Source organism: Delftia sp. BGA-UO-ETr-SB1, from assembly GCF_059567865.1.
Genome location: NZ_JCAQOW010000006.1, coordinates 718,265 through 735,974, shown reverse-complemented (window position 1 = coordinate 735,974; position 17,710 = coordinate 718,265). Strand labels below are relative to the sequence as shown.

Below are 17,710 nucleotides of genomic sequence, written 5' to 3'. Positions count from 1 at the left end.
TATCTTCCGCTTCCATAGAGCAGCGGCTTTCTTGCTTCGCAGGAGCGAAGGACATCTCCTCCCAAACGGGACAGGAACCTTTGCTCAAACATTATCCAAGCCATTTCTGATTCATGATTTTCATGGGAGGATGTACATCAAGGAAAGCCAATTACAAGCAACCACATCACATGTATTCAAGCGATACACCAGATTCATGCAAACCATTCTCAACAGGCATATACAAATGAAGTTTTCAGCACTGAAACTCTTGATCGCCGCCCTATCCATTGGGGCATTTGGCTCTGCCCATGCACAGAGGGTTCTGGAGGGAAGAATCAATTTCACAGGCAACATTACTCCCGCCACATGTGAAATTGATTCAACCACCAGGAATATACCCGTCGATTTTGGTGCCGTGCCTCCAGACCGTACCGGCTTCGCCGGTGTCGCCGGCACCGCCGTTGCCGTTAACGACGTTGCAACCAACGACTACACAAAGACCTTCACCATCCGGCTACTTGGCTGCACCCCCGGCACCACTACCGGTCACCCGAACACCGGCCAATTCAAATTCGCAGCCGGGCCCGGCTACAACACTCAGAGGGCTGGAAATCTCTCAACCACAAACAGCAGTGTAGACATTCAAATTCTGGAATCAGGCTCCGCCATAAACCTGAATAATCCCAGCAGCCTGTTTGCACTCACAGATACTACAGTCACAGTCACCTACGGCGCCAGATACCGGGTAGCTGAGACCCTCAAAACAGGAATAGCAAACTCCGCTGCCACGTTCACTCTGGTGTATCCATAGGAGCCGGTCGTTTAATAAAAACGAAAGGCGCCAGCCGATATTTTAAGGCTGGCGCCTTCAATTCACCCACACCAGCGACATTTCTTCCAATCCCCAATAACAGGATCATCTATGTCGTGGAAAAATCGCCACTGCAGCATACTGTTGCACATGCTGGCCATGGCCTCATTGCTCCTTTGTGCCATTTCCGCCCATGCCAGCATCATTCTCTATGGAACGCGGGTCGTATTTCCAGGCGCTGAAACCGAAGTCACCCTCAAGATCTTCAATAAGGGGAAAAGGCCGGTGTTGGCACAGTCCTGGCTGGACAGGGGCGATGAGGGTGAATCACCCGACAGCATCGAAGTGCCTTTCGTGGTCACTCCATCGCTCACCCGCATGGAACCAGGTGATCAGCAGATGCTGCGCATCATCCATTCGGGCCAGGCCCTGCCGCAGGACAGGGAGTCGCTGTTCTGGCTCAACGTGCTCGATGTGCCGCCCAAGGTCGAGAACCAGAAGGACTCCTCCGGCGCTCTGGCGCTTGCATTTCGCACACGCATCAAGCTGATGTACCGGCCTGAGGGACTGCCGGGCAAGCCACGGGATGCACCCAAGCAGTTGCAGTGGATTACAGACACGGTCGAGGACGGGCAGATCGTGCTGAAGGCGCACAACATGACCGCTTACATAGCCAACCTGGGCCGTGTCGCCCTGGAGGCGGGTGGCAAAACCTTCGAAGCGGGTGTGGGCCAAGTACTGCCAGGGGAAACCGCAACGTTTGCATTCATCAGCAAGGCAAACAAAGGCGAGCACCCGCCGCCGCAGCCTCCCTCAGGCGCAGCCGTTGTTTATACCAGCGTCGATGACTGGGGCGGAACCGAGGGCCACAGGGTCGAGTTGGCGCGCTGACGTCCACCCATGCGCCACGACTGCACAAAAAGGCTTCACGCGCAGCCGGCGTATTCGGCCATGGCAAACAGCGCCGCGACACACGACGGCGCGCAAAAGCTAGCCCTTTGGGGAGGGATTGCAATGAAGAAAAGACCCGGCACGGGACGCCATGCAGGCCGATGGCCATTCAATGCCAGACCATTTCATGCCCTGCTGCTGACAGCTCTGGCCTGCTGGCAAGTGGACATGCGCGCCTCGCAGACGGAACGCACCACGGAACAGACGCCACCCGCGCGCCCTCAGCGGATGGAATTCAACAGCGAATTTCTGCGGGGAGGAGGCAGCGCGATCGATATCTCGCGCTTTGCCGATGGCAACGCGGTGGAGCCGGGTCTGTACCACCCCGACCTCCAGGTCAACGGCGACTGGGTGGGCCGGGCTGAGGTACGGTTCACCGAGCCTGCGCCCGGCACCGTCGCGCAACCCTGTTTCGACCCCGCCCTGCTGGAGGGCATCGGCGTTGATCTGGCCCGCGTGCCCGCCATCGAAGCGGATGCAGGCGACGGCCCGGCCTGCCTGCGCATCGAACAGTCGGTGCCCGGCGCATCCGCGCGCTTCAACATCGCTTCGCAGCGGCTGGAGGTGACCATCCCCCAGATCCTGATGCGGCGCGTGACCAGCGGCCATGTCGGCCCGGAGCAATGGGACGCAGGCGTGCCGGCGGGCCTCCTGGGCTACGACTTCAACACCTACCATGCACGCGGCGGGCGGGCTGGCAGCAGCACCCAGGGCTACCTGGGCCTGAACAGCGGCTTCAACTATGCGCGCTGGCATTTCCGGCACAGTGGCTCGTTCAGTTGGAGCGATCAGGGACCGAGCCGTTATCAGAGCATCTCGGCCTATGTGCAGCGCGACATCGCCGACTGGTCTTCGCAACTGATCCTGGGCGACACCTACACCGACGGGGAGATCATGGACTCGGTCTCCTTCCGCGGCCTGCGGCTGCGCACGGACGACCGCATGCTGCCCGAGTCGCAGCGCGGCTTCGCGCCCGTGGTGCGCGGCGTGGCCAATTCCAACGCCCGGGTGGTCATCCGCCAGAACGGCATCAAGCTGCAAGAGACCACGGTGGCACCGGGCGCCTTCGTGATCAATGACCTGTACCCCACCGGCTATGGCGGCGACCTGCAGGTGGACATCGAGGAGGCCGACGGCTCCGTGCGTTCCTTCTCGGTGCCCTATGCGGCCGTTCCTCGTTCGCTGCGCGAGGCCCAGCACCGCTACAGCCTCACGGCGGGCGCGGTGCGCGGCCTGCGTGAGAGCGCTCCGTTCTTCTCGCAGGCAGGCTGGCAGTACGGCTTCTCGAACATGCTCACGGCCTATGGCGGCGCCACGGTCGCCAGGGGCTATTTCTCGCCCACGCTGGGCGCCGTGTTCAATACACCATGGGGTGCCTTTGGCCTGGACCTCACACACGCCAACACCCGCATTCCCCATGACCGCAGCTACTCAGGACAAAGCCTGAGAGTCACCTACGCCAAGACCTTCCCGGAGTCCGGCACGGGCATCACCCTGGCTGCCTACCGCTATTCCACCAACGGGTTCTTCGGCATCAACGAGGCCATGCGGGCGCGCGACCTGACCCGGCCCGCTGCCAGCGGCGCACCGCCCCCGCTGTCGCGCCCGCGCACGCGCGCCGCAATGACACTGAGCCAGCGCCTGGGCGAGCAAGGCGGCAACCTGAGCATTTCCGCCTCCATGGACAACTACTGGAACCGCGCGGGCCGCCGCGTGGACTACACGCTCAACTACAGCAGCTCGTGGCTGGGCGTTCCCTACAACCTGTCGGCCTCGCGCCAGCGCGATGCCTGGGGCCGCCCCAGCACGCAGCTGTACGCAGGGGTGACAATTCCGCTGGGGGCGGGAAAGCCCAGAGTCATGAGCCGTTTCACACATGACTCGCGCGGCGGCAACCAGTTGCAGGCCAGCACCTACGGGCAGGCCGGCAGCGATCTCTCCTATGGCCTGAATGCCGAATACGGCAGCAGCGGCAACCAGGGATCGCGCCTCAATGCAGGCGCCAATGCCCTCTACCGCCGCCCGTACACGCTGTTCAGCGGCAGCGTGAGCGCGGGCCGGGCCGGCCAGCAACTGTCACTGGGCGCGCGCGGCGCCTTGGTCGCCCACCCCGGAGGGGTCACGCTGTCGCAGCCCCTGGGCGAGACCTTCGCCATCGTGCAGGCCCCGCATGCCGAGGGCGCGCGCCTCACCAATGCGCCCGGCGTACGCATCGATGCACGGGGCTATGCCGTGGTGCCCTACATGACACCCTATGCCATGAACGAGGTGTCGCTGGACCCCAAGGGCATGTCCATGGATGTGGAACTGCAGGAGGCCAACCGGCGCGTCGCACCGGTGGCCGGTGCCGCCGCCATGGTGGTGTTCAAGACGAGCTACAGCCGCTCAGCCGTGCTGCGCCTGACGCAGGCGGACACGTCGCCCGTGCCTTTCGGCGCCGTCGTGTCAGATGAGAGCGGCAAGGACCTGGGCATGGTCGGCCAGGCCGGCAAGCTCATGCTGCGCGGCCTGTCGGACCAGGGGCAGCTGCACGCCCAGTGGAAGGCCGGAGATGGCACGGCCCATTGCAGCATGGCCTATTCGCTGCCGGCGCGGGAGCGCTCCACCGGCTCCCGTGTGCCAGCCAGCATGGACCTGCACTGCGTGCCGTCCCATCTTGCCGCAGCGCCGTCCCATCAGGCCGCGCTGACACACAGAGCCGAGACCTCGCGTCCCATCGCCATCCGCCAGTCCAGCCTGCCCTTCCAGGCCGAGAAGCATCTTGGCGATTTGCGACTGAGCCTGCGCATCAGTGTCTTGCGCACCACGGCCGATGCGAAGCAGTACACGGGCCAGGCGCAACCGCCCTTGGCGCCGGACGGCCAGGCAGACAACAGCCCTGGCCTGCGGATCGATCGCAGCCTGGTGGGTGAATTGCGAGACTCGCCAACACAAGCCCAGGCCTCGGTCGGCGTCTGAACCGACGCGGTACATGGCGGTGCCCACCCCCTTTCCGGCACGCGGTCCGCCGGTCACCTGCCCTGCGATATTGAAATCCAAGAACCGCCTTTTCATTCAGCAACGGAGCATTTTCATGACCATTACCCGTGCCATCGCATTGTCCTCAGTACTCTTCATTTTTTCCATAGGCCAGGCACATGCGCAAGCTTTTTGCTCTAACGATGGAGTCGGCAATTCCATCAACGATGGCAAAAATCACTATGTCCTTCTGCCCAGTAGAACGCTGGAGGTCCCACTGCCGTTTGATATTGAATCTCGTGCAATCGGCAGTGTAGTGGGCCGCGTCGCCTTTCTCCCTTATATCATCAACAAGAAATATACTGGAATGAAAGGGGGTGCAATGTTCTGTGCAAAATACCAAACCTCTGGCTGGTATGGCGTGGGCACCTTTCACCAGAAGCACCGGGCTTATGAGAGCTCCATTCCCGGCATAGGACTGCGCATAGATTTCAGAAAAATGCCTATTCCGACCGACCCAAGCAATGCAATACAGAGCTACTTTCCCATCCAGGAACTGTCCGATGCTCCCATCTATATCTATCTGGTGAAGATTGGCCCGATCAAACAGGCAGGGCCCCTCAAAGGGGTTTTTCTTCAATACAAGGTCGACGACGTGGTCATTGCCCAATACCAGTTTGACCGTGAGGCCGCCGCTCCGACCGGTCCGTTCTGCACCGCGAGCCTCAGCGCAGAGAACCCGGCCACGGCCGCTGTCGCCCATTCTTCCGGTCGCCCCGCTGCTGAGGGCAGGCTGCCGGAAATGATCGCCAAAGCTCCATCCTGCCTTGCTGATGCACTGCCAGGCATCAAGCCGGTCATGGGAAGTTCCAGTGTCGCCCAGCTTTCGCTCAACCGCCACTGATCCCAAGCCTGCCTTTGCGAGGGCCTTGGAGCAGGCGCTGCACTCCTCAGAGATGCCATGCGCCTGCACATGCCAGGGCTAACGGCACACGGCACAAGACGCCGCGTTGTTCTTTCGAACTGCCGCCTTGATTCCAGATGGAGAACCAGAATGAATATGTACAAGCTTTTCGCATTTTCCATGGGAATCATTTTTTCCACCATTTCCGAATCCCATGCAGCATTCTGCATGCCGGCTGACTCCAATCCGACCACTGATGGAAAGAACCATTACATTGCATCTTACCCCGTGAATCAGGCCCTGAGTTTACCCATCAACATAAACTCCGAACCAAACGGCAAAGTGTTTGCAGTAATTTCGCTTAACCCAGTAATCGACAACAAGAGATATTCCTCAATACCTGCGCGAGTGGTTTGCTCAGGCTTTGGCAGACCTTCATTTTCAGGATTCGGAGTCCCTGATGACAGAATCTATCCCAGCAATGTCCCCGGAATAGGATTGCGCATGTCAATGGAAGGGATTGGAACAATTCCCAGCGATCGACCTACACTAACGAATTCATACACCATTCCCGAAGGAGAAAAATCCACCATTACAATAGATTTCATAAAAACAGGACCCATCAGTACTATTTTTGGAGAGATCCAACTGGCAGGACCATACATGGAAATGAAAATTGCCGGAGCACTCGCCGCGCAATACGTTTTCTCCGGTGTCACCCTGGTCCCCATCAATCCCACCTGCACGCTGGTGTCGGACAGCATCAGCGTACCGCTGGGCACGCATCCCGACACACGCTTCACGGGTTTGGGTGCGACCACGGACAAGGTGCCCTTCTCCATCCAGCTGAGCTGCTCCGGCGGCGACCCGAACACCCAGATCAAGCCTTTCGTGACGCTGTCGGGCACGACGGACACGCAAGTCCCCTCGGTGCTGGCGCTGACCGGCTCGCAGGTCAGCGGCGTTGGCGTGGAGGTGCTGAGAAATGGCGCGATCCAGGGCTTTGGCGCAGCCAACGGCTGGCAGGCGGGCACGATTTCGCAGGGCACGGCAAATTTCCAGATCGACCTGGAGGCGCGCTACCGGCAGATCAGGAATACCGTGAGCGGCGGTGGCAGTGCAAATGCCTTGGCGACCTTCACCATCGACTACCAGTAGGCCGGTCGCAGCACGGCCGCAACACGGCGGTATCGGCTTGGGCCATGAGACAAAAGGGTTAACCCCAGTCCAAAAACGTCGCAACCTCTGCGACATTTCAACCAAGCAAGGTTGCACCATGTTTTCTTCATGGTGCATGTCCATTCGCATTTCCCCACCTTTTCCATTCCTCACTGGCACACCATGTCCACCACCGTAGGCATCAAGGTTGATGACGCTCTGCGCGAGCGCATCCGCATCGCCGCCCAGCAGATAGGGCGCACACCGCACTGGCTGATCAAGCAGGCGGTTGTCCAGTACGTCGATGCCCTGGAGCGCGGCGCGACCACCATCCGGCTGTCCAGCGCGGGCGACAGCCAGGGCGATGTGGCGCTGGAAGAAGCGCAACCCAGCAGCCCGCAAGAGGTGCAACCCTTTCTGGAATTCGCCCAGTCCATCCTGCCGCAGACGCCGTTGCGCGCTGCCATCACGGCCGCTTGGCACCGACCCGAGCCCGAGTGCCTGCCGGTGCTGCTGCCGCTGGCACGCGCCCAGGATGCCCAGCAGGCCGACAAGGTGCGCGAGCTGGCGACCCGGCTGGTGCAGGGCCTGCGCGATGCGCCGGCCGGCAGCGGCGTGGCGGCGCTGGTGCAGGAGTTCTCGCTGTCCAGCCAGGAAGGCGTGGCGCTGATGTGCCTGGCCGAGGCGCTGCTGCGCATTCCCGACCGTGCCACGCGCGATGCGCTGATCCGCGACAAGATCAGCAAGGGCGACTGGCGTGCCCATGTGGGCCGCTCGCCCTCGCTGTTCGTGAACGCGGCGGCCTGGGGCCTGGTGCTGACGGGCAAGCTCACGTCCACCAGCAGCGAGAAGAACCTGTCGTCGGCGCTGACGCGCGTGATCGGCAAGGGCGGCGAGCCGCTGATCCGCCAGGGCGTGCACCGCGCCATGAAGCTGATGGGCGAGCAGTTCGTGACGGGCCAGGACATTGCCGAGGCGCTGGCCAACAGCCGCGCCTATGAAAAACAGGGCTTTCGCTACAGCTACGACATGCTGGGCGAGGCGGCCGCCACCGATTCCGACGCACAGCGCTACCTGCAGGCCTACGAGCAGGCCATCCACGCGATTGGCGCGGCCTCCAACGGACGCGGCATCTTCGAGGGGCCGGGCATCTCCATCAAGCTGTCGGCCCTGCACCCGCGCTACAGCCGCGCGCAGTACGAGCGCGTGATGGCCGAGCTGCTGCCGCGCGTGCTGCAGCTGGCCGAGCTGGCCAAGCAGTACGACATCGGCATGAACATCGACGCCGAAGAGGCCGACCGGCTGGAGCTGTCGCTGGACCTGCTGGAGGCCTTGTGTGCCGCGCCCTCGCTCAAGGGCTGGAACGGCATAGGCTTTGTGGTCCAGGCCTACCAGAAGCGCTGCCCGCAGGTGCTGGACTACCTGGTGGACCTGGCCCGCCGCAGCCGCCGCCGCCTGATGGTGCGCCTGGTCAAGGGCGCCTACTGGGACAGCGAGATCAAGCGCGCCCAGGAAGGCGGCCAGGCCGGCTACCCCGTCTATACGCGCAAGGTCTATACCGATGTGAGCTACCTGGCCTGCGCGCGCAAGCTGCTGGATGCGCCCGATGCCATCTACCCCCAGTTCGCCACGCACAACGCGCAGACCCTGGCCAGCATCTACCACCTGGCCCAGGCCGTGGGCGGCAGCTACTACAGCGGCCAGTACGAGTTCCAGTGCCTGCACGGCATGGGCGAGCCTCTGTACGCACAGGTGACGGGCCCGGCCTCCGAAGGCAAGCTGGCCCGCCCCTGCCGCATCTATGCGCCCGTGGGCAGCCATGAGACGCTGCTGGCCTATCTGGTGCGCCGCCTGCTGGAGAACGGTGCCAATACCTCGTTCGTGAACCGCATCGGCGATGCCTCCGTGCCGGTCTCCGACCTGGTGGCCGACCCGGTGGACGAGGTGATGAAGATCGCGCGCAACGAAGGCCGGCTGGGCGCCCCCCACCCGCGCATTGCGCTGCCGGCAGATCTGTTCGCGCAGCAGGGAGACAAGGCAGGGCAGGCCCGGGCCAATTCCCAGGGCCTGAACCTGGCGCACGAGCAGCAACTGGCCTCGCTGGCCGCCGCGCTGCTGCACAGCACGCGCCAGACCTATCTGGCCGCCCCCGCGGATGCCGACCTGCCTGCCGACCCGGCGCGTACCGAAGGCTGGCAGCCCATGCGCAACCCGGCCGAGCTGTCCGACATCGTGGGCTGGGTGCGCGAGGCCACGGCGGCCGAGGCCGAAGCCGCCGCCGCGCGAGCCGCACAGGCCGCGCCCATCTGGGCCGGCACACCGCCCGCCGCCCGCGCCGACGCGCTGGCCCGCGCCGCCGACCTGCTGGAGCAACGCAGCCAGCCGCTGATGGGCCTGATCATGCGGGAGGCGGGAAAGACCCTTTCCAACGCCGTGGCCGAGGTCCGCGAGGCCGTGGACTTCCTGCGCTACTACGGCGCCCAGGCGGCCGCGCATTTCGACAACGCCGCGCAGCGCCCTCTGGGCGTGGTGCTGGCCATCAGTCCCTGGAATTTCCCGCTGGCCATCTTCTGCGGACAGGTGGCTGCGGCCCTGGCCGCCGGCAACACGGTGCTGGCCAAGCCTGCCGAGCAGACACCGCTGACGGCCGCCGCCATGGTGGCCCTGCTGCACGAGGCTGGCGTGCCGCGCGACGCGCTGCAGCTGGTGCCGGGCACGGGCGAGACCGTGGGCGCAGCCCTGGTGGCCCATGCCCAGGTGGCGGGCGTGATGTTCACGGGTTCCACCGAGGTGGCGCGCCTGATTGCACGCCAGCTGTCCCGCCGCCTGTCGCCTGCAGGCCGCACCATTCCGCTGATTGCCGAGACCGGCGGCCAGAACGCCATGGTGGTGGACTCCTCGGCCCTGGCCGAGCAGGTGGTGGCCGATGTGCTGGCCTCGGCCTTCGATTCGGCCGGCCAGCGCTGCTCTGCCCTGCGCCTGCTGTGCCTGCAGGACGAGGTGGCCGACCGCACGCTGACCATGCTGCGCGACGCGCTGCAGGAGTGGAATCTGGGCAATCCCGACCGCCTGAGCACCGATGTGGGCCCCGTGATCGACGATGCGGCGCGCCGCCAGATCGAGCAGCACATAGAGCAGATGGCCGCAGCGGGCCAGAAGGTCACCCGCGTGGAACGCAAGGACGGCGTGCTCAATGGCCACTACGTGGCCCCGGCCCTCATCGAGATCGACAGCACCACGCGCCTGCAGCGCGAGGTCTTCGGCCCCGTGCTGCATGTGATCCGTTTCAAGCGCGAGCAGCTGGACGCGCTGGTCGATGGCATCAACGCCACCGGCTACGGCCTGACCTTCGGCGTGCACAGCCGCATCGACGAGACCATTGCCCACCTCACCCAGCGCGTGCATGCGGGCAACATCTATGTGAACCGCAATGTGATCGGCGCCATGGTGGGCGTGCAGCCCTTTGGCGGCATGGGCCTGTCCGGCACCGGCCCCAAGGCCGGCGGCCCGCTGTACCTGCACCGGCTGGCGCAGGGGCCGGCCAGCGCGGCGCTGTCCGTCTTTGCGCGGGCCGAATCGTCCGCCCAGGCACCGCTGCAATTGCTGGGCCTGCTGCGCGAGACGCTGTCCAAGGCACCGCCCCAAGACATGTCCGCCGATGAGCAGGTGCAGGCCCTGGCCGCCTGCGACGAGGCCCTGGCCGCCTCGCGCCTGGACGCCGCCATGCTGCTGCCCGGCCCCACGGGCGAATCCAACCGCTACCGCCTGCTGCCGCGCGGCCCCGTCTGGGCACTGCCGCGCACGCCGCTGGGCCTGGTGGCCCAGGTGGCAGCAGCCCTGGCCAGCGGCAACGCCTGCCATGCGGTGCTGCCCGACAACGGAACAGGCGCCGACAGCGGCTGCGCCGCCACCTGGCAGGCGCTGCGCGCCGCTGCGGGCGATGCCGGCGTGTCGTGGCTGCACAGCGCCAGCGCCGACTCCCTGGCTGATGCACAAGCGCCCATGGCGGCCTTGCTGTTCGAGGGCGACGGCGACGCCCTGCTGCAGGTCTGCGCCCAGGTCGCCGCGCGCGACGGTGCCCTGGTGCGCGTGGAAAGCCGCAACAGCGACGAGCTGCATGCGGGACGCGGCTATGACCTGGCCGCGCTGTTCCACGAGCAATCCATCAGCACCAATACCGCCGCCGCAGGCGGCAATGCACAGCTCATGACCATGGCTTGAACCGCCGGGGCCGGCACAACCGGCCCCTGGCAAGCGCCCCGCACCACCCGAGAAAACACGACCAACGCAGGACACTTCAATGCAATTCAACTGGAACGACCCGACGGCGATCATGTTCGCCATCTACCTGGTCGCCATGCTCGGCATCGGCGCCATCGGCTACTTCAGCACCAAGAATCTTTCCGACTACATCCTGGGCGGCCGCAGCCTGGGCAGCTTCGTGACGGCGCTGTCGGCCGGCGCCTCGGACATGAGCGGCTGGCTGCTGATGGGCCTGCCCGGCGCCATCTACCTGTCGGGCCTGTCGGAAGCCTGGATCGCCATCGGCCTGATCCTGGGCGCCTACCTGAACTGGCGCCTGGTGGCGGCGCGGCTGCGCCTGTACACCGAGCGCGCCGGCAATGCGCTGACGCTGCCCGACTACCTGGCCAACCGCTTCGAGGACCACTCCAACGTGCTGCGCATCGTGACGGCCGTGGTGATTCTGGTGTTCTTCACGCTGTACTGCGCCTCGGGCGTGGTGGCGGGCGCGCGCCTGTTCGAGAACATGTTCGGCATGCCCTACAGCACGGCCCTGTGGGTGGGCGCGCTGTGCACCATCGCCTATGTGTTCATCGGCGGCTTCCTGGCCGTGAGCTGGACGGACACCATCCAGGCCTCGATGATGATCACGGCGCTGATCCTGGCGCCCGTGATCGCCTGGCTGGCCGTGCAGGGCCATCTGCAGCCGGGCCAGGACCTGCACGCCATCGTGGCGGCAGAGAAGTTCGACCTGTTCCGTGGCGCCAGCTTCGTGGGCGTGGTCTCGCTGCTGGCCTGGGGCCTGGGCTACTTCGGCCAGCCGCACATCCTGGTGCGCTTCATGGCAGCCTCGTCGGTGCAGACCATTCCCTCGGCGCGCCGCATCAGCATGACCTGGATGATCCTGTGCCTGGCCGGCGCCGTGGCCGTGGGCTTCATCGGCATCCCCTACTTCGCGGCCAACCCCGGTGGCGCCGCCGCCGTGAACGCCAATGCCGAGACGGTGTTCATGGAGATCACCAAGCAGCTGTTCAACCCCTGGATCTCGGGTGCGCTGCTGGCGGCCATCCTGGCGGCCGTGATGAGCACGCTGTCGTGCCAGCTGCTGGTGTGCTCCAGCGCGCTGACCGAAGACATCTACCGCACCTTCCTGCGCAAGAACGCCAGCCAGATCGAACTGGTCTGGATCGGCCGCGCCATGGTGCTGCTGGTGGCCTTGATCGCCATCGCCATCGCCAGCAACCCCGACTCCAAGGTGCTGGGCATGGTCAGCTACGCCTGGGCCGGCTTCGGCGCCGCCTTCGGCCCGGTGATCATCCTGTCGCTGTTCTGGAGCCGCATGACACGCGGCGGCGCGCTGGCCGGCATCATCACCGGCGCCGTGACGGTGCTGGTGTGGAAGCAGTTCGGCTGGCTGGGCCTGTACGAGATCATCCCCGGCTTCATCCTGGCCTGGCTGGCCACGGTGGTCGTCAGCCGCATGGGCCCTGCGCCTTCGCAAAGCATCCTGAAGGCGCATGCGGCGGTGGAGAGCGAGTTCGAGCGGATCGGGGCACGCTGAGCCGTGCGTACGAAGACGGCACCCCTGCCATGACGCAAAACGCCCGATGCCTGCGCCTCGGGCGTTTTTGCTTTGATGCACGCAATCAATAGGCCATACAGCCGCTTTACGCCTTCGGCATGCCTGTATAAAATTTTATACAAGGATCTTCCATGGAGCAGGACAAAGACATCCGCTGGGTCGGATCCTCATACGACGATCTGCGGGACTTTCCCGCAGGCCCCAGGCGAGATGCGGGCTTTCAGTTGAGCAAGGTTCAGGCAGGCCAGGAACCGGAGGACTGGAAACCCTTCGACGACGTGGGCGCCGGGACACGGGAGATCCGCGTGAGGGACGCCAGCGGAGCGTTCCGGGTGATGTATGTGGCCAAGTTCGAGGAAGCGGTCTATGTCTTGCACTGCTTCCAGAAGAAATCACAGGTGACAAGCCGGCACGACAAGGACATCGCATCGGCGCGCTACCGTGCCGTGGTCCACATGAGAAAGGCCAACAAATGAAGATCGATACAGAAATCCGCCATGTGACCAAGGCGAAGGCAAACCTCTTTCTGGAGCTGGGCTTTCCTGAAGACGAGGCATTGAAGCTGCAAGCCGCATCGCGCCAGCAGATCAACGACACCCATCTTCTCAAGGAGCAACTGATGGCGGAGCTGGCGCAATGGATTGCACAGCACCACCTGAAGCAGTCAGACGCGGCAGAGATCCTGATGGTGTCCCGCCCGCGCATCTCGGATGTGGTGAACAGAAAGACTGCAAAGTTCACCATTGACGCCCTGGTTGAAATGTTGAGCCGCGTGGGAAAGCCGGTGCGTCTGTCCATTGGTTGATATGCCGATCGCTGCCCACGACATCGCCAAATCAGATGCACCTCAACGCACATGACGAGCGCTTTGTACGTGGTCGCCACAAGGGGAGTGGTCACTACAATCCATGGGCTCTTTTTTTCATCGCCGGGCCGCCCCAGGATGAAAAGCGGCCCCCTGCAGGGGACCGCGGACCTTGCCCTGCAAGGGGAGCGTGGGGGCCATTTTTCAACACACAACAAGTGAGACTGCCGCTATGCAAATGATCCGCCGCACCCTTCTTTCGACCTGCGTGGCCGCCATGGCGGCTGCTTCGGCTGGCGCCGTACTGGCCCAGACCAAGGAGGTCAAGGTGGGCTACGCCCTGGCCGTGAATTCGCACTACGGCGCGGCTGCCCAGGCCTGGGCCGATGCGGTGGAAAAGGGCACGAACGGCGCCTACAAGTTCAAGCAGTTCCCCGCGTCCGCCCTGGGCGGCGAACGCGAGCTGATCGAGGGCCTGCAGCTGGGCACGGTGGAGGCGGCCATCGTCTCCACGGGCGCCATCAGCAACTTCGTGCCCGATGTGGGCGTGGTGGACATTCCCTTCCTGTTCCGCGACACGCAGCATGCGCGCGCCGTGCTGGACGGCGCCTTCGGCCAGGAGCTGCTGGCCAAGTTCAGCAAGCGCGGCCTGGTCGCGCTGGCCTGGGGCGAGCAGGGCTTTCGCCACCTGTCCAACAACAAGCACGCCGTCAACGGCGTGGCCGATCTCAAGGGCCTGAAGATCCGCGTGACCGAGAACCCCGTGCACATCACGGCCTTCCGCACGCTGGGCGCATCGCCCACGCCCATGTCCTGGCCCGAAGTGATCGGTGCACTGCAGCAGGGCACGATCGACGGCCAGGAGAACCCGATCTCGGTGCTGGCCTCGGCCAAGCTGTGGCAGGTGCAAAAGCACCTGACGCTGACCGCCCATGTGTACGCGCCCATGGCCCTGCTGGTGTCGCCCTCGTTCTGGGGCACGCTGAACGACAGCCAGAAGGCGGCCTTCACGCAGGGCGCCAAGTCGGGCGCCATCGCTTCGCGCGTGTTCGTGGACACGGTGGAAAAGAAGGGCGTGGAAGAGGCCAAGAGCCACGGCATGCAGGTGGTGGAGAAGGTGGACCAGGCCGCCTTCCGCACCGCGCTGGAGCCGGCCTACAAGGAATACGCGAAGAAGTTCGGCCAGAAGACGCTGGACACCATCGCCAACGCCAAGTAATCCTTCCTGCCACGGGCGGCCTGCCCGTGGCACCGGGCCGCCGCTGCGGGCAAGCCCCATGGCCCCGCACGGCGCCCACGCCGATGATCTGACCTCCGACGGCAGCCCGGCCCTTGCGCCACTCCCCTCCTGCCCTCGCCCACTCCTATGCTCAACCGAATCGAACGCGCCCTTGTGGCCTGCAACCGCTGGCTGCTGATCGTGCTGCTGCTGGCCATGGCCTGCATCGTATTTGCCAATGTGGTGCTGCGCTACACCACGGGCGACTCCATTGTCTGGGCCGAGGAAGTGGCCCGGCACATGATGATCTGGGTCACCTTCCTGGGCGCGGGGCTGGTGCTGCGCTTCGGCGGCCATGTGGCCATCGACAACCTGCACCGCTCGGTGGGCACGCGCAAGGCGCAATGGCTGCGCCGCCTCGTGGTGCTGGGCGTGGGCCTGTTCTGCGCGGTGATGGCGGTGGCCTCGTCGCAGTACGTCTGGGCCACGCGCTTCCAGACCACGGCGGCCACGGACATTCCGATCTCCTTCGTCTACGCGGCCATGCCCGTGGGCTTCGTGCTGATGCTGGTGCATCTGCTGTTCATTGCGCGCGGGTATATCGCAGACGGCTCGTTCGCGGAGTCGGATGAGATGGATGCCGACGCAGCCGCATCCATATGACCCCCCTGAGTCGCTGCGCGCCTTCCCCCAGGGGACGACACCCTCGCTGCGGGGCGGCCCTTGCTTGGTGTCTCCTGCCTTGGAGCGTGTCAGTTCCATCGCTCTGCCATGAATAACTGATTCGAACGCACATCATGGGTATCACGCTTTTCATCGCCATCATCGTCCTGCTCACGCTGGGCTTTCCGGTGGCCTTCGCGCTGGCGATCTCCGCCGCGCTGGCCGTCTTCGTGGGCGGCCGCTATCCGCAGCTCATCGTGTTCAAGGAGATGTTCACGGGCATAGACAGCTTTCCGCTGATGGCCGTGCCCTTCTTCATCCTGGCGGCCGAGCTGATGTCGGGCGGCGCGCTCACGCATGTGCTGCTGCGCTTTGCCGCGCAGTTCGTGGGCCATCTGCGCGGCGGCCTGGGCTATGCCAATGTGCTGTCGCTGACGCTGTTCTCGGGCATTTCGGGCTCGGCCCTGGCCGATGCGGCCGGTCCCGGCTCGATGATGGTCAAGATGATGGACAAGGCCGGCTACGCGCGCTCCTACGCGGCGGCGCTGACGGCCAGCACGGCCATCGTGGGGCCCATCATTCCGCCGTCGGTGAGCATGATCATCTACGCGCTGCAGGATGAGAACGTGTCGGTGGGCGGGCTGTTCATGGCCGGCTTCATCCCCGGCATCCTGATTGCGCTGGCCATGGCCGCCGTGAACTGGTGGGTGTGCAGGAAGCGCGACTACCGCTCCACCGAGCCGCGCCCCGACGGCCGCACGATGTGGATCAACAGCTTCAAGGCGATTCCCGCGCTGATGCTGATCGTGCTCATCGTGGTGGGCATCCGCTTCGGCATCTTCACGCCCACCGAGGCGTCGGTGGTGGCCGTGTTCTACGCCCTGGTCTGCGGCAAGTGGGTGTACCGCACGCTGCAGTGGTCGGCGCTGCCGGGCATTGCGGCGCGCTCGGCCATGCTGACGGCCTCGGTGCTGCTGGTGATGGCGACTTCGGCCGCCTTTGCCTGGGTGCTGACGGTGGAGGGCATTCCGCAGTACCTGTCCGAGCTGATCGTGAGCTGGGAGCTGTCGCCCACCCTGTTCCTGGTGGCGGTGAACATCCTGCTGCTGGTGTTCGGCATCTTCATGGAGCCGCTGCCCGGCGTGATGATCCTGGTGCCCATCCTGGCGCCCATTGCGTTCAGCCTGGGCATCGATCCCACGCACTTTGCCATGGTGGTGATCGTGAACCTGACGCTGGGCATGATCACGCCGCCCGTGGGCGGGCTGCTGTTCGTGACCTCGGTGGCCACGCGCGTGTCCATCACCGATCTCACGCGCGAGATGCCGCTGTTCCTGCTGGCCCACTTCGTGGTGCTGTGCCTGCTGACCTTCATCCCCGCGCTGTCCACCTGGTTGCCGCATACGCTGGGCTTCCAGTGACGACAAGGGCCTCCGAGTGAGGCCCTTTTTCTTGCCGCCGGGCCGCCCCAAGGCAAAAAGCGGCCCCCTGGGGGCAACGGACCTTGCGCAACAAGGGTAGCGTGGGGGCCTTTTTTCTGGGGTGCCCAGCGCCTCAGAAGAGCAGGCCGGCCATGCGCTGGGCCGTTTCCTTCAGGTGCGGCAGGCCCTCCAGCGCCTGCGCCAGCGGCATGCGCGCCTCGGGCGCATGCACGGCCAGCGTGGCGCGGCACTGGCCCTTGGCATCGCGTACGGGCACGGCCACGGCGATCATGCCGCGCATGAATTCCTCGCGGTCGCAGGAGTGGCCTTCGCGCACGATGCGCGCGCACTCCTGTGCCAGCGCCTCGGGCGTGGTCAGCGTGTTGGCCGTGCAGGCGGTGAGTTCCACGCTGTCCAGAATGGCGGCGCGCCGGGCCGCAGGCATATGGGCCAGGAACAGCTTGCCGCTGGCCGTGGCGTGGATGGGCACCATCGATCCGGCCTCCAGCTGGATGCGCAGCGGCCAGTGGGTCTCGACACGGTCCAGGTAGCGCACGCGCGTGCCGTCCAGCACGGTGAGGTTGCAGGTCTCGCCCAGACGGGCCACCAGTTGGGACAGCAGCTCATGGCGCAGGGCCTGGCGTGGGTCGGCTTGCAGGGCGCGCACAGCCAGGCTCAGCAGCTTGGGGCCGGGGGAGAAGCTGCGGTCACCCTCATGGCGCAGCAGCCATTGCCGCACCTCCAGGTGGGAGCACAGGCGCGAGGCCGTGGCCTTGGGCAGGTTGAGCGCGGCTGCGATGTCCATGAGGCCTGGCGGGGCCTCGGCCTGGGTCACGAAATCGAGCACGGCCAGGGAGCGATCGGAGACCGAGTTCGCTTCGTCCTGCCGTGCAGGGGTGGGGTCCGGGGCAGCGCTGGCAAGGGATGGCGGCATGGGGCGGTGTCGTGTCGTGTGGAAGGCCGGAAACGCTTTCGATCATGCCTGATCGCCAGGAGGCGGCAAGGGTTTGCGCG

The 17,710-nt window shown here is 64.8% G+C and carries 13 protein-coding genes; 12 read left to right on the top strand and 1 reads right to left on the bottom strand.

The features are described from left to right. Window positions 1-130 precede the first annotated feature (130 nt). The 12 genes from AC57B5_RS22150 (at window position 131) to AC57B5_RS22095 (ending at window position 16,696) form a co-directional block, all read left to right on the top strand. On the top strand, window positions 131-793 hold the full coding sequence (locus AC57B5_RS22150; protein ID WP_199960208.1) for a fimbrial protein: 663 nt from the start codon (window positions 131-133) through the stop codon (window positions 791-793). 150 nt (window positions 794-943) lie between these two features. Next, a complete protein-coding gene (locus AC57B5_RS22145) occupies window positions 944-1,684 on the top strand; it encodes a fimbrial biogenesis chaperone (protein ID WP_232245260.1) in 741 nt (246 codons plus the stop codon). A 123-nt stretch (window positions 1,685-1,807) separates the two neighbouring features. After that, a complete protein-coding gene (locus AC57B5_RS22140) occupies window positions 1,808-4,702 on the top strand; it encodes a fimbria/pilus outer membrane usher protein (RefSeq protein ID WP_496400324.1) in 2,895 nt (964 codons plus the stop codon). Window positions 4,703-4,817: 115 nt separating this feature from the next. Continuing rightward, window positions 4,818-5,606, top strand: coding sequence for a hypothetical protein (locus tag AC57B5_RS22135; protein WP_496400323.1), 789 nt, complete (start codon window positions 4,818-4,820; stop codon window positions 5,604-5,606). A gap of 150 nt (window positions 5,607-5,756) precedes the next feature. Further along, window positions 5,757-6,764: a fimbrial protein gene (locus AC57B5_RS22130; RefSeq protein WP_197944411.1), complete on the top strand. Its 1,008-nt coding sequence runs from the start codon at window positions 5,757-5,759 to the stop codon at window positions 6,762-6,764. Between the two features lie 183 nt (window positions 6,765-6,947). Then, on the top strand, window positions 6,948-10,985 hold the full coding sequence (gene putA / locus AC57B5_RS22125) for a trifunctional transcriptional regulator/proline dehydrogenase/L-glutamate gamma-semialdehyde dehydrogenase (RefSeq protein ID WP_496400322.1): 4,038 nt from the start codon (window positions 6,948-6,950) through the stop codon (window positions 10,983-10,985). Between the two features lie 79 nt (window positions 10,986-11,064). Next, window positions 11,065-12,567: a sodium/proline symporter PutP gene (gene putP / locus AC57B5_RS22120; RefSeq protein ID WP_012207739.1), complete on the top strand. Its 1,503-nt coding sequence runs from the start codon at window positions 11,065-11,067 to the stop codon at window positions 12,565-12,567. A gap of 152 nt (window positions 12,568-12,719) precedes the next feature. Beyond that, a complete protein-coding gene (locus AC57B5_RS22115; protein WP_013800422.1) occupies window positions 12,720-13,064 on the top strand; it encodes a type II toxin-antitoxin system RelE/ParE family toxin in 345 nt (114 codons plus the stop codon). Further along, entirely contained in the window at window positions 13,061-13,393 is a 333-nt protein-coding gene (locus tag AC57B5_RS22110; protein WP_013800421.1) for a helix-turn-helix domain-containing protein, read from the top strand. The genes AC57B5_RS22115 and AC57B5_RS22110 overlap by 4 nt, the downstream gene beginning before the upstream one ends. A gap of 232 nt (window positions 13,394-13,625) precedes the next feature. Beyond that, complete coding sequence (locus AC57B5_RS22105) at window positions 13,626-14,612, top strand: TRAP transporter substrate-binding protein (protein WP_016450058.1); 987 nt, start codon at window positions 13,626-13,628, stop codon at window positions 14,610-14,612. A 147-nt stretch (window positions 14,613-14,759) separates the two neighbouring features. Beyond that, complete coding sequence (locus AC57B5_RS22100; protein ID WP_013800419.1) at window positions 14,760-15,275, top strand: TRAP transporter small permease; 516 nt, start codon at window positions 14,760-14,762, stop codon at window positions 15,273-15,275. Window positions 15,276-15,409: 134 nt separating this feature from the next. After that, entirely contained in the window at window positions 15,410-16,696 is a 1,287-nt protein-coding gene (locus AC57B5_RS22095; RefSeq protein WP_013800418.1) for a TRAP transporter large permease, read from the top strand. A gap of 133 nt (window positions 16,697-16,829) precedes the next feature. On the opposite strand, the gene AC57B5_RS22090 is transcribed toward AC57B5_RS22095, so the two are convergent. Then, on the bottom strand, window positions 16,830-17,630 hold the full coding sequence (locus tag AC57B5_RS22090) for an IclR family transcriptional regulator (protein WP_496400321.1): 801 nt from the start codon (window positions 17,628-17,630) through the stop codon (window positions 16,830-16,832). Window positions 17,631-17,710: the final 80 nt, after the last annotated feature.